This window comes from Winogradskyella sp. J14-2, from assembly GCF_001971725.1.
GTDB lineage: Bacteria > Bacteroidota > Bacteroidia > Flavobacteriales > Flavobacteriaceae > Winogradskyella.
In genome coordinates, this window is sequence record NZ_CP019388.1 from 85,985 (window position 1) to 108,510 (window position 22,526).

Consider the following 22,526-nt stretch of genomic DNA (forward strand, 5'->3'; position numbering starts at 1 on the left):
TTTAGAACTGACGTTAGCAATTCCGAGTGGATTCGGACGCAGTCGAATCCGCCGTAATTGCGGTTATACATTGTTGTACTGCGTTATTTTTTCAGTTCCACTTCGTAATTCAGATTCCAACCATTGTCGGTTTTTCTCTGTATTAATTTAAATTTCTCTATTTGGCTTTCCGATTCAAATTCATAATTCCAGTTATTTTTAAGTTGGATTTTGTCTTTTAAAATCGGAAATATTCGTTTTGTAATTGAGTCAATAGCAATTTGCTCCATATTTTCTTGGTTTAAGTCAAAATACCAACTCGCTGAAACATTAAAAATTTGATTTGATTTTCTGTCCGCTGAAAAAAATGCTATTCCGTTTAATGAGGAATGATTTCCAAGTTCGATTGATAAATTGTCATCGGTAGTCAAATAGTCCGTAATTAGATATTCGTAACCTTGATAGTCCATATTTGGGTCCATCCGATACGAAAGTGTTGAATCTAATTCAGATGTTTTTTGTCCAATTCTCAAAATCGGTTTCCCATTATAAATTAAACTCAAAGGTTTATAAATTCTTATGCTATCAAATTTTTCTACACGATAAATTGAGTCCAAAATAATTTGATTTCGGTCTGTTTTATTTTCAGCATTTTTTCTGTCATTTTGTTTGCAAGAAACGACCAAAATCAAAACTGTCAAATATATTGTTATGCTCGATTTCATAATGCAGTACAACGGTCTCGTATAACCGTCAGTTACGGGATTAAAGTTAATAATTTTCGGTTAAGAACTGGCGTTAGCAATTCCGAGTGGATTCGGACGTAGTCGAATCCGCCGTAATTGCGGTTATACATTGTTGTGCAACGTTGTTTTTTTACTATTCCCATTTGTTGCTCGGTATTCTTAATTCATCCAATTTTTTAAGCTCTTTTTGTTTTGTTACAATCCAATAAATTTTAAATTCCGAAAGTTTGTTTTCGATATTTTCAAAATCAACGTCAAGTTCAGTCATATTATCTAAATCAACAAACAAAGTTGAATGACCAGGACAATTAATTACCATTTGATTTTTAAGCTCATTTAAACCAAACTCTAATTTCGGTCCTTCTGTTCCTAATTGGAACTTACCTTTAGATTGATATTTTTCACTCTTTATTTTTATAGTGTTTTCTGTGTACCAATCCAAAAAACAAGAGTTGCATTCATCAGCAATTGTTTCAACACTATATTCACCAATCTCAAAATCGTAATATTCAGTCAGATAAAATTTTTCATAAATGATTAGTCCTATGATAATAATTAAGATTCCAATGAAAAAGTATTTCAGTTTTTTAATCAATCTTAGTTTTTTTCTAATGTTGCACAACGGATTTGGCTATGGTTTCGTTGCGTGAAAATCCGCAAGGATTTTCCGCCGTGTACCGAAGATAGCAAATTTGCGAGGACTTTCCGAGAGGAAAGTCGGAAGCAATGAACTATAGCCGTTGTTGTGTGTAGTGTTTTTATCCATTTCGTATTTTACTCAATAGTTCGGTCTCGTTATATTTTTTCTCTTTATAATTGATTAATATTGGTTCTAAATCAAGTTCAGTTTGGTTATAAATCAGAAGTACACCAGGAATCGGCATTTTAAAAATGTCATCATAATATTCTACTGCGTATTCATTTCCGTCCAATTCAATTATTCTTTGAGTTTTTGGGAAATCATATTTAGAGCGTATTACTTGTATTTTTTTTAAAGTCCGTTTTTCAATTTGATTGTAAGGGGTTTTTTGGAAAAATCTTTTTTCTCGGAACTGTTTTAGTAATTCAATTCCGATTAATGTCAACAATCCGAAAACTGTCATTCCAATAGCAAAAAGACTTGGATAAATCAGATTTGTCCAGCTTTTTACAAATCCGCCAAAAATGCAAATCAAAGCTGCTATTCCGCCGAATATTGTAAACAGTAAAATCAGTTGATTTTTAATTGTATTTTGAAAATTTGCAGTCATTTTTTACATTACACACAACGGTTTAGTATAACCGTCAGTTACGGGTTAGTATGCGTTAATTTTCAGTTTGGCACAGACGTTAGCAATTCCGAGTGGATTCGGACGTAGTCGAATCCGCCGTAATTGCGGTTATACATTGTTGTAGTGCGTTTTTATTTTTTCTATTACGTTGTCAGTCAATATAGTCAATTCAATTTTTTCCGATTTCCAACTGCGGTCAATTTGTTTTCCGACGTTAGTTGAGAAAATATCCCAGTTCAAATTCATACTCTGTCCAAGTAAAGTAATTGTTTTTCGCAAGTCGTGATTATTTTTTTCCAATTCGGTCATTATCCATTTCCCAATTCCGTAAGCTGATTTAAGGTCTTCTGAAAAACTCAGATAGTATTTGGGAATGTCATTTTCATAAATCACGTCTTCGTTAAATTCCAATTCCAAAAAAGGAAAGAAGCGTTCATTTTCTTTTCCCTCAATTAGATATGATTCCGTTTCGAGAGTTATTTTTTCGGTTCGGTTTTTTAGATATTCAGATGTTTTTCCATTCCAACCGCATTTTATGCAATTCCCATTATCGAATATGTGTTCGCAATTCGGATATCCATATAATTCGTGAGCACAATTCGGACATAATTCAGCCATTTCCGAATTATTTCTAAAATAGTCAGATTCACATTCGACACAAACTGCTTTTTCTTGATTCATCGGTTTTTTCAAATGCACTACAACGGCTCTGTATAAAGTTTGTTGCGTTATTTTCAAGCTAAAAGTAAACAAATTATTACTGATAAGAAAGTCCGCGAGGACTTTCGCAAGTAAGCAATTAGCTAGCAATAAAATTTATACCTTGTTGTACACTGTTTTTTTTATTCACAATCTTTTATTAATTCCCATTCAACTGTCACAGTTTTTAGTTTTGAATTATAATTGAAATCTCTAATTTTCTTTTTACAATTCAAGGTCAAATATTCATTTTCAAGCTGGTTAGTATTAATATAACCTAATAATTCAGTCCAGCAATATATTGGAAAACATTCCTTTTTTTCAGATTTAGTAAGTTTTTCAAATTCGGTAATCTCAATATTTTCAAAAGTTGGAAGTTCAATTTTTCCTAAATTTAATTTTCTTTTTTTGTCTAGTTTCAAACTCTTTATTATGATTTTTAAAGTCTTTAAAGAATTTTCAGAAGAACTATGATTCAAGTCAATTATTAAGTCAAGACTTTTTAGTTCCTCATCTGTTTCTATTGAAAAATTACCGTTAAAATCTGATTCAATAATTTTATTTTTTCCTTTTATTGAAATTTTTGCCATTGGAAACTCAGATTCATACTGAAATAATTGTCCAGTTATTTGAGCATTAATAATTCCATTAAATGCCAGAACCAAAATTGATATGTAAAATGCCTTTCTCAAATAGTGTACAACGGTCTCGTATAACCGTCAGTTACGGGTTAATATGCGTTAATTTTCGGTTTGGCACAGACGTTAGCAATTCTGAGTGGATTCGGACGTAGTCGAATCCGCCGTAATTGCGGTTATACATTGTTGTGCATAGTGTTTTATTATTTTTCAGTTCCGATTTCATTTACTTCATCCAGTTTTGCTGTCCGATTTATTAACAAAAATGGCAGTCCAATTCCAATTCCGATTATGATTGTTGAGTATAAAAAGAACGGTTCACTTATTAAATATTGTGGTATTAAAGGATTGTCAGGTTTCCCAATAAAGGTCAATATGTAAAGTCCGATTGTGATTGTAACAAATACGAAAAGAATTATTATTAAAATGTCTTTTATTAAGTCGGTTGTTTTAAATTCCAATCGTTTTGAATTTAATAACATTCCGAAAATTGGAATTGAGGAAATGGCAAAATAGTCCAGATTATTAAAATTAAGTCCAAAAAAATATCCAGTAATCTTTTGAAGAGAGTCATTAAGTCCAAATGGATTAATTATTCCAAAAAAGAAGAGGAAGAAAATCAAAGCAGAAATTCCGCCAATCAGATATTTTATTTTATTCGGTATTTTATTCAATTCGGTCAGTTTTCGCGGTTGGCTTACATTATGCACAACGGTCTCGGCTATGAGTAGTTGCGTGGTTTAGCGGTTGACTTTGCAAGTACACACCAAACTGAAAATCCGCGAGGATTTTCAGAAGTAGGCGATAACAAGCAATTACTTATAGCCATTGTTGTGCGTAGGCTTTTTTTTCAGATTATTGATTTCAGTTATTAATTCAACTTTTTGATTTTCGGTCAATTTATTAAATAATTTAACTTTTTTCCCTTGATAGTCAAATAATATTTCTCCCATTATGTGACTAAAAAGCAATTTCCTATTCAGAGCTATATTCCGCAATGTTTTGTCATAAGTTGATAATGAGGTTTCTTGGACTTCATTCCGAACATTTTCCACGTGTTCCAATTCAAAGGTTTGTGTTTTAGTTAGAAATGTTCCTTTTTTAGTTAAGGTCATTTTTCCATTCTCAATCTGTAACTCTTGTCGTCCTTTAATCAGCCACAAAAATTGACGTAATCCGATGGTTGCAACTATCGGATGAATAATAAAAAATACAACTATAAATTCTGTTGTAATTTCATTTCCGTTTACAAAGCCTTCTATAATTCCAGAAAAAAATAGTCCGCAAGAAAACAATGTAAATCCAAGAGCAATAAATGTATTTCTTGAATTATTCAAAGCAAAAAGTCCATTTTTCTTTGGTAAACAGACAAACTTTTTTCTATTCAGTCCAAAAGTGAAAATTCGGCTGTATTGATATTGCAAATTTAGTCCTGTATTCTTAATGCTCATTTTTTTTTCAGCTTACGCACAACGGTCTCGTATAACCGTCAGTTACGGGTTTATATTCGTTAATTTTCGGTTTAGCACAGACGTTAGCAATTCCGAGTGGATTCGGACGTAGTCGAATCCGCCGTAATTGCGGTTATACATTGTTGTAAGTAGTTTTTTCATACCGCAAGATTTGATTCTGCGATTCGTTTTTTTGCGTTATTCAAATCGGATTCACTTTCCCAAATAACCACTTTACTATTTTCCACGTAATAGTTCTCAATGAATAAATCAGAAAATTTGTCAGCATTTAATTCAGTTCCGTCATTTTTTGCGATTTCAGAATTCCGTAACCATAAGTCCTTAATAGCAATTTCAATTGTGTCGGATAAATTCAGCACTTTTTTTATTGTTTTTTTCCAGTCATTAAAGTCAGTCGAAAAAACATTGTCAAGATTCATATTTCCAATCAAATCACTTTTTTCAGTCGGTAACTCTTTTAAAGTATCCAATATGAACGCTTTAAAAAATACATTGATATTCATATCAGTTTTTGGTGGTTCAGGTTTCTTTTTCCAACTGAAAAGTTTCATTGATTACGTTTTTCTTAAATTACTTACAACGGTCTAGTGTATGATTTCGTTGCGTGTTTAAGTATTAAAGTTAGCAAATAATCACAGATAGAAAATTCCAGCGGAATTTTCGTAAGTAAGCTTTAACTAGCAATGAATTATAGACATTGTTGCCACTAGTACTTTGTTAATATTTTATTTTTAACTTATAATCGATATTAAATGCTTTTTGACATTCATTTTGGTTGGATGAACTAAGCTTCTTCTTTTTTATTTTTTTTCCATATTTCTGATACCACTTAGTTAGCTTTTCTTGTGCTACTTGAGGATATTTATTAATGAATTCAAGAAGCCCAATTGGGTATCCAAAGTCACAATTAAAATCAAGAACATCCCATTGCGTTTGAAAAACTAAGAAATAAGGTATTGATATAATATCGTCAAGAATCATAAAAGCGACTGTTCCGACAGTCAGATTAGTGTCTCTGCATTGTATTTGGATATCAGTCTTAGTTTCATCTTGAATCTTTGATATAAGTTGTGGAATAGCTTCCTCTCCGAGTTTTACTATATCCCAATATAATGAGTCGCCACAGTTCCAGACTTTAGAGTCAATTTCGTTGTTTTTAAATGATATTGTTCCAAAAGGGATTTTTTTGATTTCATTAATTCTATTAATTAAATCATTTTCTATTAAGCGAGAATCTATTGATAATGAAGATTCAGGCTTTATTTCATAGTTTTCGGCAATTAAGGTTTGTTCCGAATTCTTTTTGGTATTGGAACAGGAAGTAATAATTGTCAATAAGATTAATATATGTAATGTCCTCATTTCTTGTATTAGTGGCAACGGTCTTGTGTATGAAAAGTAGCGGATTTTTAAGCACTAACTTTTCAGTTTATAACTGACCTTAATTTTATTATTTATCTTTCGTTTAAGCACTAAAACCGCTATTTTTTATATACGTTGTTGTGTTTTCGTACTTTTTTCCGCAAACTTGCTAGCGTTGGCAAAGACATACTCTTTTGCAATTTTGGGTTTGTGTGGTGGCTGAAGCGAATTGCAAATGTGTATGGCTTTTAGCGTTGGCAAATCCGTCAGAGTATTAATTCAGTTAACATTTGTTTTATGTCTAAATGTTTTGCTCCTTGAACTGACTTTGAGTTCATTCCAACCAACTCAATCCAATCCATAATTTTTTTCTTTTCTGTCGTTTTTTCATTCCAATATTCCGTCAGCTCAATTGCAGAAGTATTAATCAAAATTTCCAAAACAGAATCTATATTATCAAACAATTTTATAAATACTCTTGGAATGTTTTTATACGTTTTGTTTTTAATCAAATAATCTGCTTTTCCGCCAGCAGTAAATAAATCTCTTACATTCGGACAAACAACAGCTTCTCGTGTTACAAGCCAAATTGCAAGTCGGGCAAATTTATCTCCACGATTACTAAAAACCTCTGGGAAATAAACCATTGCTCTGTTTTTAATCTCTTGCTTTTCTTTTAAGCTTAAATTGTTCCAAATATTTATAACAAGATTACTTGCTTGTTCTGTGTCTTGAATCCACCACAAATCTTGACCAGGTTTCAACTTGCTTTTGTAGTAGTCCGTAATTGGTTTAATCGGATTTTTCTTTTGACGCAAAGTATCGTAAGGTGTATTGATTTTGTCAAAAATGGTTTTTCCCTCTTCCAAGTTCATATCGATTAAATACCTTGGCGAATGTGTAACAACAACCTCTGATAAGCATTCTTCATACGCTCGACACCTAAATTCAATTGGTTTTCCAAGTTTACCGAAAAGCATAAAAATTCGCTCGACATCATCTACTCTTGTAGATTCTAAAACACTATTTCCTGTTGTTTTCCAATGGTTTTGAGTTGTAGTTTTAACTTCTATTCCATAAAATTTTTTCGCAACTATGTCTGGAAACTTTTGTCCTCCAATTAATTCAATTGAATTTTCAAATTGTGAGCCAACAGCTAAATCAGTCATCACATCTCGAACATAAGGTTCAAGTTTTGCTCCTTTTAGCTGCTCAATCTTTTTAGGTGATTTCTTTGCGTGAATATTTAATTCTTCAATTGTAGAATTTAATAAAGCGTTGAACTCGCTTTTATGTGGCTCTGAATTAACTGATACTACCATTATTTTCTAAAATATAAATCCCAAACATCTTCTATTCTCTTTGCTAAATTGTAAGCGAGTAGCGGTGGAACTGCGTTACCAATTACTTTATAAGCTTTTGAAGGACTTACTAAATAGGAACCTTTACGACCGTTTTTGTTTGGTATTACAAATTCATAATCAGGTGGAAAAGTTTGTATTAGTGCACATTCCCTAGGTGTTAAACGCCTTTCCTTTAGTCCTTTAGAAAGTTCTTCAGTTAAAATTCCACCGTTTTTTTTCGATAATCTTCTAAACTCAATGTTCCCGTGATGTTCTGCTCGAATTGTAGGGCTGATACCATCTGGTTTTATTTCTATTTGGCCTTGACAATGTTTACCCATAAATTTTGCCTTTGAGTAAAACTGTTGAGATAAATCTTTTGACTTTTCAGGCTCTTCTAAATTCGCAAAAAGTTCTTTTAAATCTACGTGACGTTTTAAATCTTCTCCGTCAGTTGTGTAAGCGTGAGTTGGTCTAGGATACGGATTGTATTTATCCGAAATGTCTTCTTTTTCTAATTGTTCAAGAGCTGATTTTTTTAATGCAGATTTTTTTATACCAATAAAGAAAACTCGTTCTCTTGATTGCGGAACACCATAATCGGCTGCGTGTAAAACACGAGGATTTAAAACTAAATATCCATTATCTCCTGCCGAAGAGAAATCATTTTGAATAATGTCCTTGACGTTTGAAAGATTTACTAAACCTTTTACATTTTCTGCAATGAAAATTTTTGGTTGAGTTATTTCGATAACTTGTTTCATCCACATATAAAGCTGACCACGAGTTTCTTCTGTTGCACAAGTTTCTGTGTTTAGCTCTCCTTTGTGGTTTTTATGTGAATTAAGTCCGTTTCTTTTTCCGGCAACACTAAAATCCTGACAAGGGAAACCACCAGTTACAATGTCTATATTTTTCGGGAAAATCTTTGTTCCGTTTTGATGTAGCTTTACTAAATCGACTATGCTGTCTGTTTGGTAATCTTCTGCGTTATGTCCTCTTTTCGAAAAGTAGTTTACCCAAGCATTTCTTGCGTCCTTTAGAATATCGTTTGCAAAAACTGTTTTAAAACGTGTTTTCGATAGATTCACAAAATTATTGTCAAGTTCTTGAGAAATAAAGTTTGGATTCAAAACCTCGTTTACAGAAGATTTTAAAACTGAAAAATCTCCCTCAAAACCTAAATCCATTCCACCACAACCAGAAAATAAAGAAAGCATATTCAAGGTAGATTTTCCAGTTTGCTTTTTCTTTTCGGTTTTAGAATAGAATTTTACTGCTAATTGAGGTTCTTCAACTACGCTAGTATTTTCTTTATCAGTTGTTAATGTTCGCATAGTTAGTTTTGAATTGGGTGTGATTTTAAATATTTGATTTTTTTCTCTGCAACTTTTAGCGCTTTACTTGCACAATCTTCGTCTGCTATTTCATAAGCAATTTTGTCGCTTATAAATTGTACTAAAAGCTCGTCTTTATCAAGTTTTAGGATTTCCGCAAGTTTCTCTAACATTTCTTTTGTCGGTTTTCGCTCGTTTCTTTCGATTTTGCTCAAAATAGCTTGGTCTATATCGACATAAGCAGAAACTTGTCTTAAGACAAGTCCGAGAGCTTGTCTTTTCTTCCGTAAAATTTGTCCGATTGTTTCCATTTGAAAATTATTACTTGACAATAAGTGTCAAATATAGTTTGTCAAATTTTGGAAAGCAAGAAATTCAGATTGTATTTTTCCGAGCGTTGGGAAATTTTAGCTCTTTTGGTTTTTAGAGCTTTGGAATTTAGCGTTGGCAAAAACCGAAAGTGCTAAAATATGCGGCTGGTAGTATGAAACACAACGGTTAGGCTATGCGTAGTGCGGGATTTCAACGCACTTCACTTTCCGTCTACCGAAAAGTTTGTTTAATGTAATTACTTTAATTTCAGCACTTTCGCCCGCATTACGTATAGCCATTGTTGGCATTTCGTTGTTTTTATTCATCTTCAATCGTTTCCTTTTGCAAGAAGTCCAATTTCAATAAATCTTCTTTTTCTATTTCCCAACCATCAAAGTCAATATTCCACCGCTCTTCTAAAAATGAGAGCATTTTTTTACCCCGACTTTCAATTTCTGCTGGTGTCCAATTGTCATAGCTTGAAACTTCAATTTCGCTGTAAGCACCGTTAAAGAAACCAACTTCATCTCCATCCTTATTCGTATGTTTTTTCTTGAAGTCAAAGCATTTGTTTTGGAACTCAGAGTTTTTTGATTGTCCGAGCAATACCAAGTTTCCTAAAGTGTTAAGCAGAATTTTTCTTTCCTTTTTCGAGTGCATATTAAAAACAGAAGTCCAACAATCGTCTTTTGGTGTTTGAGGATAGATATGCTCAATTGTATCTTCTTTTTTCCGTTTGTTAAAGTCAGTCCAACTTACTTTCTGATTTCCCTTCGCTTTTCCTTGTAAGTGAAGTTCATATTCAAAAAGGAAATATCTCAAACCATTCCAACTGTAAAAACCTTCTCCTTTTTCATACTGGTCTTTAACATAGTTGTCAAATTTTTCAAGGTCAAACCAACCGTGATAAACGTAATCGTCTCCTTCGCCTGACTCTCCTTGGGTCATCCAATTAACATTACCAATTACTTTCTCGATTGTAGTTTCTCCTTGTCCCCAATGGTCTAAACCGAAGTAAAACATATTGGCAAGTCTATAAAAATGACTGTTTTTTGTGTTTGAAGGTCTTTGAGAAAGACGGAAAACGAGAAAAATGAAACGTTCTGCCGATTTGAAGAGTGGCAAAAATTCATTCTCATTACACTTCGTCATTGCAGCCATAAATAACGGTGGAAAAGCACTCATACCTAAGCGATTGAGTTTTTGAATCCATTCTTTTGTTTCGTCTTGATAGTCAGAAAATTGAGCGTTGTACAAGTAAAACCAAGATTTAACACTTTTAGAAAGACTATCAATATACTCCTTAATGTCTGTCAAAACGATTCTGCCTTTAATCGCATTTTTGGCTGTGAATTTTTTATTGAGTAAGAATTTGGCATAAGAGGCTGATTCTTTCCTGTCGTACTTAAAGTACATTATCCAATGGTTACGCAGGAACTCGTCATCATCCATTGCATTGTCCTTGTTCTTGCCTAAATACTCATAAATGGTTTTCCAAGTCTCGTTAATGTCTTTTCTTAATCGTGCTCTTGTTTGATTGTCAACATCTAAAAGGGTCGATAGATAAATTAGTCTGTTCTTGAGTAACTCTAAATTTGACAGAGGTTTTCCCCTGTTATTCATAGTCTCAAAAGTTACATAAACATCAAGTTCGTCATCTATTTCGTAAAAGTTAAATTTGAATTTAGCTGTAACCTTCTTGAAAATTTCTTCAAGCTCTTGTTTTTCGAGTTTTTCTAATTTTTTCTCGAAGAAGTCTTTCGCTGTTTTCAAGTTTGAAGTGTACAAAGTCTGTTCTGGGACTTTGTCAGCAGTTGAAGACTCTTGCCGTAAAATCTTCGTTTTAAAAAACTCATCGCTTGGGTTATCACGTTCATAACCAAATATGTACGACTTGTAGCTGTCTCCGTATGCTTGGAACAAGAATTTGTTTACCCAATATGACTTGTCTTTAAAGTTGATTCCTTCGCTATCGGCAAATTGATTAAGTATTTCATTAATTAGAATGATTGAAGTTGTCAGTCTTTGCTGTCCATCAATGAGGTAATATGCTCCAAGTTCTCTTTCAAAAAGCCACAAATCGTCTTGCCATTTCTCAATGTTCTCAACACTTGATTTTGAAACTGGCTCAACAGTTAGAAGTCCTGTGTAATGGATTTTGTCGCCTTTCAGATTGATAAGGTCTTCCCAAAAGTCTTCAAGTTGGTTTGTTTCCCAAGAGTACCCCCTTTGAAAGTCGGGGATTCTAAAAAATTTTTCGTTAAATATTTCTGTTAACGATTGTAGTTTATTGTCTGCCATTTCGGTCTTTTTTCAATGAATGCCAACGGTCTTGTATATGGCTCGTAGCGTGCAAATTAGCGATTATTTTTCGGTTTAGCACGAGCCGAATTTTTTAATTTTCTTATTATCTTTTTTTATCAATAAGGCAAATTAAAAAATTTGGCGGACTTGCAAATATGCCTTAACTTCGATTAAGCAACTAACTAGCTATGAGCTATATACGTTGTTGTAAGTAGTGCTTTTTTCGTTCACTTACTTAATTTCAAAATCCGTAATGCTCCTTGAATTACCAACACAAAAACAATTGTTCCGATAATCAAATCAGGTTTACTCGAATTCAACCAATTTACCAAAATTCCTGCAATTATTACTCCTAAATTTATAATCACGTCATTCGTGGTGAAAATCATACTCGCTTTCATATGTGCCTCTTCTTTGCTCTTTGACTTTTGCAAAATATAAAGACAAATTCCGTTTGCGATAAGTGCAAAAATCGAAACGATAATCATTGTAGAAAAATCTGGAAGTTTCTCGTCTCCGAAAAATCTTTTTAAAACTTCCACAAATCCAATTATCGCAAGTGTTATTTGAAAATATCCAGCAAGTTTGGCAATCCGTTTTTTCTTAATTAATGTTCCGCCAACCGCAAACAAGCTAATTCCGTAAACGAAACTGTCGGCAAGCATATCCAAACTGTCGGCAACCAATCCCATTGATTTTGCGATAATTCCTGTCGTCATTTCGATAATGAAAAACGCAAAATTTATGGCAAGCACAGACCAAAGTAGTTTTTTCTGATTTTCGTTTTCTTTAAATTCCGTTTGGTCGGTTTGTTCCGTTGAGATTTTCTTTCCGCCTAAATTTAGTTCGATAACGGACTTTTCGATTTGGTCAATTTCTCCGCTGTGAAAAACGGTCAATTTTCGGTTCGGAATATCAAAGTCCAAATTCGCAATACTTGAAATTCCGTCCAATTTCATTCGGATTAGATTTTCCTCCGATGGACAGTCCATTTTGGTAATTTCAAATATTGTTTTATTCACTCGGTTTCTGGGTTTTTCGGCATTACTTACAACGGTATAGGCTATGAGTAGTTGCGTGGTTTAGCATTAAACTTTGCAAGTACACACCAAACTGAAAATCCGCGAGGATTTTCAGAAGTAGGCGAGAACAAGCAATTACTTATAGCCATTGTTGTAGGCAGTTTTTATTCTGTTTTTTGTTTTTCTAAATAATCTTTTTCCTCTAAAAATAATAGAGCTGTTACCATTTGTTTAGAACCATTTTCGGTAGTATTCACGTTAAAACTTGTTTCGTATTGATGTATAAAATCTCCTGAATTTAAATCATAAAGTCTAAACGTTGCACTTCCAAAAGTCATTCCGACAGATTGATTGATATTAAATTTGATTGGGAAAAGTAATAAGTCGGCATTTTGTAAATTACTTTTTATAGATTTTATTTCGGAATTATCTATAATCGTATTTAAGTTTGGGTATTTTTTAAGGTCACGCCTTTTATATTTTTTTGATGCAATTTCTTTTAGTATTTCCGTAGTTTCATCATTTAAATCAATTCTTAATTTCTCAACTTTCAAAAATTTTAACGACAAAGTATCTTTAAAGATATCATTTGAAATTGAGTCGTTAAATTTCGTCATTTCGTTCGTCAATGGGACGATTGCAACTTTTAAATTCTTATTCGAAAATTTGTAATCCTTGTTAATTATCTTTTGTCCGAAAGATAGATTTACAAGTAAAATAAAGTTTAAAATCAAAAATTTAGTTCTCAAACGTTTTTTTTTTCAAATTGCCTACAACGGTCTCGGCTATGAGTAGTTGCGTGGGTTAGCGATTAACTTTGCAAGTAAACACCAAACTGAAAATCCGCGAGGATTTTCAGAAGTAGGCGAGAACAAGCAATTACTTATAGCCATTGTTGTACACAGTATTTATTTACTTAATTCTATTTGAAATTTTGTCGCATTAAATGCTGCTTGTAAACCTCTTAAATTAGATTCCGACTTATTTTTCTCAAATAGTTCATTTAAGTATTCAGTTTGTTTAGTCACATTATCGTTCTCTTTTTGAAAAATTTGGTATTTCAATAAAATTAAATTCGCCATAATTTTATCTGAAACACTTAATTCGCTCTGATTTAGATACTCGTCTATTGCATTTTTTATCTCAGAATCATTTTCAGATATTTCATCGAATAGATAAGCATTAGCCAAGTCAGATTTATTCATAGTTGAATAATCGCTTTGGTCAGACATATCTTTTCGGTAAGTCATTTTGTTATCATTTAGAAAATACCATCTCGTATAGGAATCATTTTCCATTTTAATATCTTTTTCAAACTCTTTTTTCTTAACGCTCCAATTCGTGAAAGCTATTAAAAGTTCAGTTCCGTCATCTTTCTTTAAAATTGCGAATCGGATTAAGTAATTCCTTTTTCCAGGTTTTTCAATTTCGATATCCAATTTATTTTCAACTGAAACATATTTTTTCAATGCTTCTAGAATAGATGAAACGTCTTCAGGACTTGCTTCTGGAAACAGATTTTCTCTTAAAAACAAGTCAATGTATAAGTAATGAGTTAAATAAAAATCATCCATTTTTAGATAATTCGCTTCTGTCAAATTTTCGGTTTTGATATTGATTTTGTCAGATTGAGAATATCCAAAATTTGTAAATATTCCTAAAAGTAAAAGTGTGATTATTTTTCTGTTCATTCTGTTGGTTTATATTGTGTACAACGTGTTTGTGTATGATTTCGTTGCGTGTTTCAGCAACTAAATTAGTAAACTAAAAAGAACCAGAGGAAATTCCGCAGGAATTTCCAAGTAGGCGAGTACTAGCAATGAATTATACACGGTGTTGGCAGCAGTTATTTATTAATCGTTCTAAATAGTTTATCAATAATATTATATTTAGGTTTGAAACCCATTAAATCTATTAATTGCTGAATTTTAGGGTCAAATGATTTATAATTCCGTTTTATTTTATTTCTCATCGCACTTTCTCGTTCTGCACTTTTTTTTGAAAACATTAATGTTAATTTCAGAGCAAAAATTTGATATCTATTTTTTGACAGAGCTAAATTCGAAATATGGCTAAATACATTATCATTAGCACTATACAAAAGAAATTCAATTACTGTTTTTTTTCCAGTAACATATACATCTTGGGTCAATTCGCATTGGGTAAAATATATTTCCAGTAAATCTTTAAATTTTCTATTCTTTAAGTCAAACTTATTATCAAGCGCAATAACTTGTTGGATTCCTTTTGCATCAAGATGAACTAAGGTTTGATTCAGTTCCAGTTTTCTCCTTGTAACAACATTATTTACAATATTTTCAATTTGTTCAATTATGATTGAATTTTCATTATTTAGCTTTTCATTCATCATAATATTATAAGTTTTTCAAGGTTATTTCGTTTTCGATTTTTGAGTGAGTTTAATTGTTGCCAACGGTCTTGTGTATGGCTCGTTGCGTGTAAATTAGCGATAACTATTCGGTTAAGCACGAGCCGAATTTTTTAATTTTCTTATTATCTTTTCTTATCAATAAGCCAAATTAAAAAATTTGGCGGACTTGCAAATATGCCTTAACTTCGATTAAGCAACTGTTTAGCTATGAGCTATATACGTTGTTGTGGCACGTATTTATTCGCTAATGTTCCCATACCATATAACAGATTAAATAACAATCCTGCACCAACGATTACGTTCACGACAGGTATCATCATTAAGACTGCAATAAATGAAAATTTCGCTATCTTTTTTCCAGTCAACAATGCAAATTTGACCTTTAAAGTTTGAAATGATATTTTATCTTCTTTATATAATCTAAAAAGGTGGAATGACGCAATAGCAATCGAAATTGATGGTAACATTGGCATATAATCCCAAAGATTACTATCATCGTCTAATTCTATTAGCTTATCGACAAATTCGTTTACGTCAGCTGTTAATTCCGAATTTGATTGGCCACTCGATTGTAAGTTCATTTTTTCGGCTAACTCTTCTGTAACCAAAATTTCGCCTTCTTCGTGGTTATTTATCCAATCATTTACGTAATTCGAACTGTCAGTAGCTTTTAACTGAACTTCGCTTATTTCTCCAGTATTATTATTTGTTAAAATGACATCTGTATCTGGATGATTTGTATCTGTAAATAATGAAGCTGTAAATTCATCTCCATCGTTATTTTCAATTTCGACAAATTGGATTTCGTGAAGAATGCCTTTTACATTATTAGCTAAACCTAATAACTGGTCTTCGTCCATTTCTTGCAAATATGCACTTACTTCTTCTGTGCTTTTGTCGTGTAAATCAGGAATTGCCCTTTTCGTAGCTTGTAATACAAGAGTTTCTTTCTCATTTAAGGTGTCGAAATTATCAAAAGATATTTTGGCTAATGTTGAAACAATAAGCACATTGTCAATCTTCTTTTTTATGTATTTAATTTTTGAACTCATTTTTCTGCTTATTGATTTCTTCTTTTTGCTCTTTAGATTTTTGTTTTCCTTTCGCTTTCTCTTTTTTGTAAATGTCTTTGAAAAGAGCTTTGTCGATTTTCTGACCTTTCACTTTTTGTTTAAAATAATAGTCCATTGCTTTTCCCATTCCATAAGTAATTCCGAAAACTAATGGAATTGTCGTAAAACCTGCTAATCCTGGAAGTCCGACTTTATAAAGTCCAAGTGCAAATTGCTGTCCAGCTGCTCCCAAACCTAATAAAGATGCAATTTCAATTAATATTTCTTTCATTCCAGCATCGGTAATGCTGAAACCTCTAATATCTGCAATCTTTTTTCCCATAACACCTTGAATTGGCGTTAAAATAAAAACGTCTGCAAAAGGAATTGGTTGAACAGCTAAAGCCGCGCAAGTCGTTCCGAAAATTGTACAAATTCGAGTAACTTTTTCGTCATCAGTCAAATCTGTCCTATTTTCAATTGAAAGAACTTCAGTACTCAATTTGGCTTTTGCATCTTCTAATAATTTCATCTTTTTTCCTAATGTTCAATTTAAGCACGATGTTTCTTTAATATGTGCCACAACGGTCGTGGCTATGAGTAGTGCGGGCGCAAAGACGCTCCTTTCTTTCGGTTGAGCACAGAGCCAAAACCTTGTTTTCTGGTTTTTTATCTTATTATTTCAAAAAGCCAAAACAAGGTTTTGGCGGTCATTGCAAATTAGCGATTTCTTTTGGGTTAAGCACCTAATCCCGCATTGCTTATAGCCGTTGTTGTAAACAGTGCTCTTTTAATCATTTGTAATTGCTATAAAATCATTCTCGGATAATATTCTAATTTCAGTTCCTTTTCCAATCAGTTCTTCAGCTTTTCGGTGTTTTGAGCTTTTTGAATAACCTGCAAGTTTTGTTGTGTCTTGAATTCCGACTACGAGCATTGTCGTTTTTTTACTAACTGAATTCCCAACATTACAGCCTAATTCAGACGCTAATTTTCCAGCCTCCGCTCTCGGCATTGACAAAGCTCCTGTAAAAACAATATTTTCTCCGTAAAGAGGTCCATCAGGATTTCCGTCTAATTTTATACTTGTCGAACCATTCGCATATATATTAATTGGTTTTCTTACTCTCGAAATCCAATCCGCTAAATTCATTTCGCTTTTGTCAAATGCTTGAAGCATTACTTTTCCAGTTGCGATAGCATCTTGAAGTGCATTGTGATGTTCAAATTCAATTCCTAAATGGTTGGCAATATTGGCGAGTCCATACCCAGAATAAGCAAACTCTTCCCAAGTCCGTCTCACAATTTTGGCTGAATCAAGCCAATTAGTTTCTATTAATTCCAATTCGTGTAATTCGCACGCACGATTGATGGCAATTCGGTCAAATGGCATATGATGTCCGACTACTTTATTTTCCAGAACCTCTTTTAGTTTTGGATAAACTTGGTCAAAAGTCGGTGAGCCCTGAACCATTTTTTCCGTAATTCCGTGAATTGAAATGTTCATTCCGTCAAAGTAATCATCTGGGTCGATTAGTGATTCCCATTTTTCGGTTAGTTCTCCGTTTTGAAATTTGGCAAGTCCGATTTGACAAATACTTGAATAATCCGCATTTGCTGTTTCAACATCTAAAACATAAAATTCACTCATAGGTTTTTGGTTTGGTCAGCATTGTTTACAACACGTAAATAAGTCTGTATTTACGTTTCTTTGTTGCTAATATAAAATTTATTACAATAGCTTCATAATCATTAATATATTTAATTTTTAAAGTCATGCATTTTGTATAACATTTTTACTATTTTTGAATATATTGTTATACAAAATGCACGTATGGATATTAGGTATTACACATTTGTGCCCGATACTCACAAAAATAAGAAGGTAATCCTTGTTAATTTTAATTATAATAACAAATTAAAGGAAGCACTGCGACAAAGATTTCCCTCAGCCAGATGGAGTGCTACTAAAAAATCATGGTATTTGCCAGATCTACCTGTTGTCAGAGAGGCGTTACAGATAAAAAAGACTAATCCTGCGAGGACTAAAGTATTAAAAATTCATCCCGTAAACCAACAGGCATATTTAGATTTAGATAGACAGCTTTCACTAAAAAAATATAGCTATAGTACCAAGCGTATTTACCTAGCTGAGTTTTGGCATTTGCTTATGTTGTTAGACGATTATGATGTTTCTCACCTTAGTCCAAAACGCTTAAAAGATTATTTTTTGTATTGTGTTAACGAAAAGAAAATGGGAGAGCGAAAAATAAATGGTAAAATAAATGCTATTAAATTTTATTTTGAGCAGGTACTTAATCGCCCTAAAATGTTTTTTGATATTCCCAGACCAAAAAAACCTTTAACGCTTCCTAAAATGCTTAGCAAGTCTGAGGTAAAAAGGCTCTTTAATGTAACCTCTAACCTTAAGCATAGAGTGGCGTTACAGCTATCTTATGGTATGGGCTTACGGGTCTCTGAGGTGGTAAATCTTATGGTGATAGACGTAGATAGCAAACGTATGGTGGTGCACGTAAGAGGTGCAAAGGGCAAAAAAGACCGTTATGTGCCTTTGCCTAAAAGTATTTTGCCAAGCCTAAGAGAATATTACATGTGTTACCGTCCAAAAGTATATCTTTTTGAAGGACAATATGGTGGCCGTTATGCAAAGTCTAGCCTACAGCAGGTATTTAAAAAAGCCATGCATAAAGCAGGGATTAAGAAACAAATAGGTATTCATGGTCTTAGGCACTCATATGCTACTCATCTTCTAGAGGCAGGTGCAGATATGCGTTTTATTCAGGAGCTTTTGGGTCATAATTCTATTAAAACAACCCAAGTTTATACAAAAGTGACGCCACGCAGTAAATCAAAAATAAAAAGTCCTTTAGATAGTTTGTAACCGTATCTAAATTTCATTATTTAGTCTTTAATAATGTCTTTGTATGCTTCAAAAAAGGCTTCAAATAAAATCATATTGGTATAAAAGAACTCCATAACATCTCTCCATGTAGTTTTGTTATGAATTGATACTTTTTGTTCTAACGGTAAGTATATGCGCGAAATTTCTTTGCCATTGTTTAAATAGTATTCTTCTTCGTAAATGGCATCTGGTAAGTAATCTGCGTGAAGTATGTTTTTTAAAGCTACAAGTTTTTCCCAGCAGTTAATTCGGTTTTCGAGATCGCCTTCTAAATCAAGAGATATAAGCGCTTTTTTGGTGTCGAAATGAAATTTAAAAGATAATCCTTTTAGTTTGGTATTATATAATATCCATTTTCTGGGAAATGATTTTCCAAAACTGGTCCAAAATTCTTGGCGTAATAATCGGCTTTCTTCCTTACTGAACATTTAAATAAAGTAAGCAATTAATATTCCTAAGCCAATAGCCACTAGCTTAGATAAATTAAATTTATGGCCTTCTCCGGTTTCAAATAAAATGGTGGTAGAAATATGTAAAAAGATACCAATAACCACGGCATTAATACTTACGAGAAGGTTAGGGCTTAAAGATGTCGTATTAGATACCAATGTACCAAGAGGTGTCATTGCTGCAAAGACCAGTATAAAAGTAATGGCTTGTTCTTTAGCATATTTTGATTGTAATAAAAAAGAAGTAAGTAAAGCGGCAATGGGTATTTTGTGTATAAAAACACCATATACCATATCGTTGTGCTGATGGATAGGAAAACCCTCTAAAAAGCTATGAATACATAAACTTATAAATAACAACCAAGGAAATTTGTTGTCCTCTTGGTGCAAATGTACATGGCCATGCTCTGCGCCTTTAGATAAAAATTCCAAGACAATTTGTAGTAAAATACCACACATTATAAAAAGACCTGTTTGTTTGGTGTCTAAATGATGATAGACTTCTGGTAGTAAATCAAAAAGTGTGAGTGCTAATAAGAATGCTCCACTAAACGACAGTAGTAACTTAGTGTAGATTGACTTTTGTTTTTTGGTTAAAAAAGCAATGACAACACCAATAATAATCGCATATATAGGAAAAAGATACGTATTCATTTATTTAAAAATCATAATTAAGCGCTCAGAGGTTTCTGGGTGGTATTTTCCTAGTTTGTAGTCTCCAAAAACATCGAGAAGGTGTACATCAGCTTTTTCAAATAAAGTTTTAAAACTATCTAAGGTCAATGCTTTTACACGCTCTTGAAATTGGTGTTGTTTTCCGTCAATTTCAAAATTAATATTTTTAACAATATAGCCATCCCTTACACTTCGTTTTTGGTGAAAGTCTATACCATCAACAGTTTTTACATCTTCTGCAACTAAATGTTCCGTAACGTAATTTGCATTCATAAAATCGATAACACCAAAACCATAGGTGTTTAATTCTTCTTTAATAGATGTAATGGTTTTTAAGTTACAGCTCTCATCTTCAAAATAGCCAAAACTTGTAAAGAGATTAAAAACAGCATCAAACGTTTCAGGATACGGTTTGGTCATATCGTGCACAACAAACCTTAGCGTATCGTTTTTAAACTGGTTGGCGTATTTTATACTTTGCTCAGACAAGTCAACACCTGTTACATCAAAGCCTAATGTATTTAAGTAGATGGAGTGTCTGCCTTTACCACAAGCTAAATCCAAGATTTTTCCACCTTCTGGAATATTAAGGTAGTTGGTGAGATTATCCATAAAGAGTTGAGCTTCAGTATAATCTCTGTCTTTATATAGAATGTGGTAGTATGGTGTATCAAACCACGAAGCGTACCATTGTTTTGTTGAATTTGCCATAAGATATTACGTGCTGCAAAAATAGTTTAAATTTGCAATCTATTTGACGTGTTATATGGACAATAATTTCAAAATGGTAGCCAAAACCTTATTTGGCTTTGAAGATATATTAGCTAAAGAACTTACGCAGCTTGGAGTAATGCAAGTAGAGAAGGGTGTGCGAAACGTGAGCTTTGTTGGTGATAAAGGCTTTATGTACAAAGCAAATATGGGATTGCGTACCGCAATTAAAATTTTAAAGCCTATTAAATCGTTTAGAGTTGCCAGAGAGGAAGACCTATATAACAACGTAAAAAATATTAAGTGGGAAGATTACTTAAAGTCTGACGGTTCTTTGGCTGTTGATGCTACGGTACATCACAGTCTTTTTACACATTCTAAGTATACTGCTTTAAAAACCAAAGATGCCATTGTAGACCGTTTTAGAGAACAAGATGGAAACAGACCTAATATAGATTTGCGATTTCCAGATTTAAAAATCAATGTGCATATAGACCGTCAACGCTGTACCATTTCATTAGATACTTCTGGCGAATCCTTACATAGACGCGGCTATAAAACAGCAACTAATATTGCTCCAATAAACGAAGTTTTGGCGGCAGGATTAATTATGATGAGTGGTTGGGATGGTCAGACTGATTTTATGGATCCTATGTGTGGTAGCGGTACTATTTTAGCCGAAGCAGCTATGATTGCATGTAACATTCCGCCAAACTTAATGCGAAAGGAATTTGCTTTTGAACGTTGGCAAGATTGGGATGTGGATTTATTTGAAAAGATTGAAGAATCTTTACTGAAAAAAACCAGAGATTTTCATCATAAAATTATAGGTTATGATAAGTCTCCTTCTGCTGTAAAAAAAGCTAAGGAAAACATTAAGAATGCGCATTTAGATGAATTTATTCATATACAGCATGAGGATTTCTTTAAAACTCAAAAAGCAGGTTCATCTAAATTACATATGGTTTTTAATCCTCCGTATGGTGAGCGTTTAGAAAATCTTAATGTAGAAGCGTTTTATGGTGATATAGGTACAACTTTAAAACATTGTTATCCTAATACTGATGCTTGGTTGGTAACCTCTAATCTCGAAGCTTTAAAATACATTGGTTTGCGACCTTCTCGAAAAATAAAAGTATTTAACGCAAAATTAGAATCGCGCTTAGTCAAATACGAAATGTACGAAGGCAGCCGAAAAGCCAAAAAGCAAAACGATTAAAGCTCTTTTTGTTCATCAGGATTACGACCTACTTGTGTTTTTGGGTAGGTGTCAAATAAGTCTTTAACCAAACCATTGATGTAGGGTTTCAATTTTTTTTCTGGTTTGTTGAGTTCGCACAATACAGAAGCATGCCATAATACTTTATTGGTTTCAAAATCGGCAACATACACAATAAGTGTTTCCTCTTCGTAAGTTTCCTCATGTATGGTACAACTTTCCCAATATTCTAAATGTTTAGAATGCTCACAGTTTTCAAACGCTACGGTTTCTTCGCTGATGATAATTCTAAAACCAGCCTGCAATTGAGGATTAAGAACATTGGTTTTATGTGCTTTGTTTTCCATTTCTAAAGCAACAGCATCACCAATGGTTTGTCTTACCAAATCGTTATCTAGTTGCGGATAGTTAAGATGCTCAACAGTAAAATCCTCAATACAGAGTACGTAGGTATCATATTGGTTAAAATCTACCTCTAAGTTGTAGTCGTATACCACTTCACTTGTTGCAGCACAATTAAAAAGCAGTAGTAACAAAAATCCCGAAATCATTGTATAAACTCTCATAACGCAGTAATTTAGAATGTTCTTAAAGTTCTAAATTCCACATCACAATTACTA

At 32.9% G+C, this 22,526-nt stretch carries 26 protein-coding genes; 2 read left to right on the plus strand and 24 right to left on the minus strand.

What is annotated here, in order from left to right; genetic code table 11:
• Window positions 1-83 precede the first annotated feature (83 nt).
• From BWZ20_RS00570 to BWZ20_RS00660, 20 genes are all read right to left on the minus strand, one after another.
• Entirely contained in the window at window positions 84-680 is a 597-nt protein-coding gene (locus BWZ20_RS00570) for a hypothetical protein (protein ID WP_198034960.1), read from the minus strand.
• A 178-nt stretch (window positions 681-858) separates the two neighbouring features.
• Complete coding sequence (locus tag BWZ20_RS00575) at window positions 859-1,320, minus strand: hypothetical protein (protein ID WP_076614879.1); 462 nt, start codon at window positions 1,318-1,320, stop codon at window positions 859-861.
• Between the two features lie 163 nt (window positions 1,321-1,483).
• Complete coding sequence (locus tag BWZ20_RS00580) at window positions 1,484-1,975, minus strand: hypothetical protein (RefSeq protein ID WP_076614883.1); 492 nt, start codon at window positions 1,973-1,975, stop codon at window positions 1,484-1,486.
• 129 nt (window positions 1,976-2,104) lie between these two features.
• Window positions 2,105-2,734: a hypothetical protein gene (locus BWZ20_RS15220; protein WP_076614886.1), complete on the minus strand. Its 630-nt coding sequence runs from the start codon at window positions 2,732-2,734 to the stop codon at window positions 2,105-2,107.
• A 104-nt stretch (window positions 2,735-2,838) separates the two neighbouring features.
• Window positions 2,839-3,387, minus strand: a complete 549-nt coding sequence (locus BWZ20_RS00590) for a hypothetical protein (RefSeq protein ID WP_157358282.1) — start codon at window positions 3,385-3,387, stop codon at window positions 2,839-2,841.
• Between the two features lie 149 nt (window positions 3,388-3,536).
• A complete protein-coding gene (locus tag BWZ20_RS00595; protein ID WP_076614888.1) occupies window positions 3,537-4,007 on the minus strand; it encodes a hypothetical protein in 471 nt (156 codons plus the stop codon).
• Window positions 4,008-4,148: 141 nt separating this feature from the next.
• Window positions 4,149-4,784 (minus strand): hypothetical protein, encoded by a 636-nt coding sequence (locus BWZ20_RS15225; RefSeq protein ID WP_157358288.1) that lies wholly within the window; start codon window positions 4,782-4,784, stop codon window positions 4,149-4,151.
• Between the two features lie 158 nt (window positions 4,785-4,942).
• Complete coding sequence (locus BWZ20_RS00600) at window positions 4,943-5,356, minus strand: hypothetical protein (RefSeq protein WP_076614806.1); 414 nt, start codon at window positions 5,354-5,356, stop codon at window positions 4,943-4,945.
• 166 nt (window positions 5,357-5,522) lie between these two features.
• Window positions 5,523-6,167, minus strand: a complete 645-nt coding sequence (locus BWZ20_RS00605; protein ID WP_076614803.1) for a hypothetical protein — start codon at window positions 6,165-6,167, stop codon at window positions 5,523-5,525.
• 266 nt (window positions 6,168-6,433) lie between these two features.
• Window positions 6,434-7,489, minus strand: coding sequence for a hypothetical protein (locus BWZ20_RS00610; protein WP_076614891.1), 1,056 nt, complete (start codon window positions 7,487-7,489; stop codon window positions 6,434-6,436).
• Window positions 7,489-8,847, minus strand: a complete 1,359-nt coding sequence (locus BWZ20_RS00615; protein WP_083677123.1) for a DNA cytosine methyltransferase — start codon at window positions 8,845-8,847, stop codon at window positions 7,489-7,491. The genes BWZ20_RS00610 and BWZ20_RS00615 overlap by 1 nt, the downstream gene beginning before the upstream one ends.
• Before the next feature lie 2 nt (window positions 8,848-8,849).
• Window positions 8,850-9,158: a helix-turn-helix domain-containing protein gene (locus BWZ20_RS00620; protein ID WP_076614894.1), complete on the minus strand. Its 309-nt coding sequence runs from the start codon at window positions 9,156-9,158 to the stop codon at window positions 8,850-8,852.
• Between the two features lie 319 nt (window positions 9,159-9,477).
• Entirely contained in the window at window positions 9,478-11,460 is a 1,983-nt protein-coding gene (locus BWZ20_RS00625) for a DUF262 domain-containing protein (protein WP_076614814.1), read from the minus strand.
• A gap of 230 nt (window positions 11,461-11,690) precedes the next feature.
• Entirely contained in the window at window positions 11,691-12,485 is a 795-nt protein-coding gene (locus BWZ20_RS00630; protein ID WP_198034962.1) for a cation transporter, read from the minus strand.
• 164 nt (window positions 12,486-12,649) lie between these two features.
• Window positions 12,650-13,234 carry a hypothetical protein gene (locus tag BWZ20_RS00635; RefSeq protein WP_157358289.1) on the minus strand — a complete coding sequence of 195 codons (585 nt, stop codon included), beginning with the start codon at window positions 13,232-13,234 and terminating at the stop codon, window positions 12,650-12,652.
• 159 nt (window positions 13,235-13,393) lie between these two features.
• A complete protein-coding gene (locus tag BWZ20_RS00640; RefSeq protein WP_076614905.1) occupies window positions 13,394-14,176 on the minus strand; it encodes a hypothetical protein in 783 nt (260 codons plus the stop codon).
• A 155-nt stretch (window positions 14,177-14,331) separates the two neighbouring features.
• Window positions 14,332-14,856, minus strand: a complete 525-nt coding sequence (locus BWZ20_RS00645) for a hypothetical protein (protein ID WP_076614908.1) — start codon at window positions 14,854-14,856, stop codon at window positions 14,332-14,334.
• Between the two features lie 233 nt (window positions 14,857-15,089).
• The gene (locus BWZ20_RS00650; RefSeq protein WP_076614910.1) at window positions 15,090-15,929 is read right to left on the minus strand and encodes a hypothetical protein; all 840 of its coding nucleotides are present in this window, start codon (window positions 15,927-15,929) and stop codon (window positions 15,090-15,092) included.
• Entirely contained in the window at window positions 15,913-16,461 is a 549-nt protein-coding gene (locus tag BWZ20_RS00655; protein ID WP_076614913.1) for a hypothetical protein, read from the minus strand. Before BWZ20_RS00655 ends, BWZ20_RS00650 begins: the two co-directional genes overlap by 17 nt.
• A gap of 258 nt (window positions 16,462-16,719) precedes the next feature.
• Entirely contained in the window at window positions 16,720-17,580 is an 861-nt protein-coding gene (locus BWZ20_RS00660; protein WP_076614916.1) for an exonuclease domain-containing protein, read from the minus strand.
• A 132-nt stretch (window positions 17,581-17,712) separates the two neighbouring features.
• Between BWZ20_RS00660 and BWZ20_RS00665 the strand changes: the two genes are divergently transcribed.
• The gene (locus tag BWZ20_RS00665; protein WP_232217125.1) at window positions 17,713-18,831 is read left to right on the plus strand and encodes a tyrosine-type recombinase/integrase; all 1,119 of its coding nucleotides are present in this window, start codon (window positions 17,713-17,715) and stop codon (window positions 18,829-18,831) included.
• A gap of 20 nt (window positions 18,832-18,851) precedes the next feature.
• Here BWZ20_RS00665 and BWZ20_RS00670 read toward each other — a convergent pair whose 3' ends face one another.
• The 3 genes from BWZ20_RS00670 to BWZ20_RS00680 are packed head-to-tail and all read right to left on the minus strand — an operon-like array spanning window position 18,852 to window position 20,687.
• Entirely contained in the window at window positions 18,852-19,280 is a 429-nt protein-coding gene (locus BWZ20_RS00670; protein ID WP_076614921.1) for a DUF4268 domain-containing protein, read from the minus strand.
• The gene (locus BWZ20_RS00675) at window positions 19,281-19,955 is read right to left on the minus strand and encodes a ZIP family metal transporter (protein ID WP_076614922.1); all 675 of its coding nucleotides are present in this window, start codon (window positions 19,953-19,955) and stop codon (window positions 19,281-19,283) included.
• Window positions 19,956-20,687, minus strand: coding sequence for an SAM-dependent methyltransferase (locus tag BWZ20_RS00680; RefSeq protein ID WP_076614925.1), 732 nt, complete (start codon window positions 20,685-20,687; stop codon window positions 19,956-19,958).
• Window positions 20,688-20,742: 55 nt separating this feature from the next.
• Between BWZ20_RS00680 and BWZ20_RS00685 the strand changes: the two genes are divergently transcribed.
• Window positions 20,743-21,906, plus strand: a complete 1,164-nt coding sequence (locus BWZ20_RS00685; protein WP_076614928.1) for a class I SAM-dependent RNA methyltransferase — start codon at window positions 20,743-20,745, stop codon at window positions 21,904-21,906.
• Here the strand turns inward: BWZ20_RS00685 and BWZ20_RS00690 are convergent.
• On the minus strand, window positions 21,903-22,472 hold the full coding sequence (locus BWZ20_RS00690) for a DUF4136 domain-containing protein (protein WP_076614930.1): 570 nt from the start codon (window positions 22,470-22,472) through the stop codon (window positions 21,903-21,905). The two genes, BWZ20_RS00685 and BWZ20_RS00690, sit on opposite strands and share 4 nt — an antisense overlap.
• Between the last annotated feature and the right edge of the window lie 54 nt (window positions 22,473-22,526).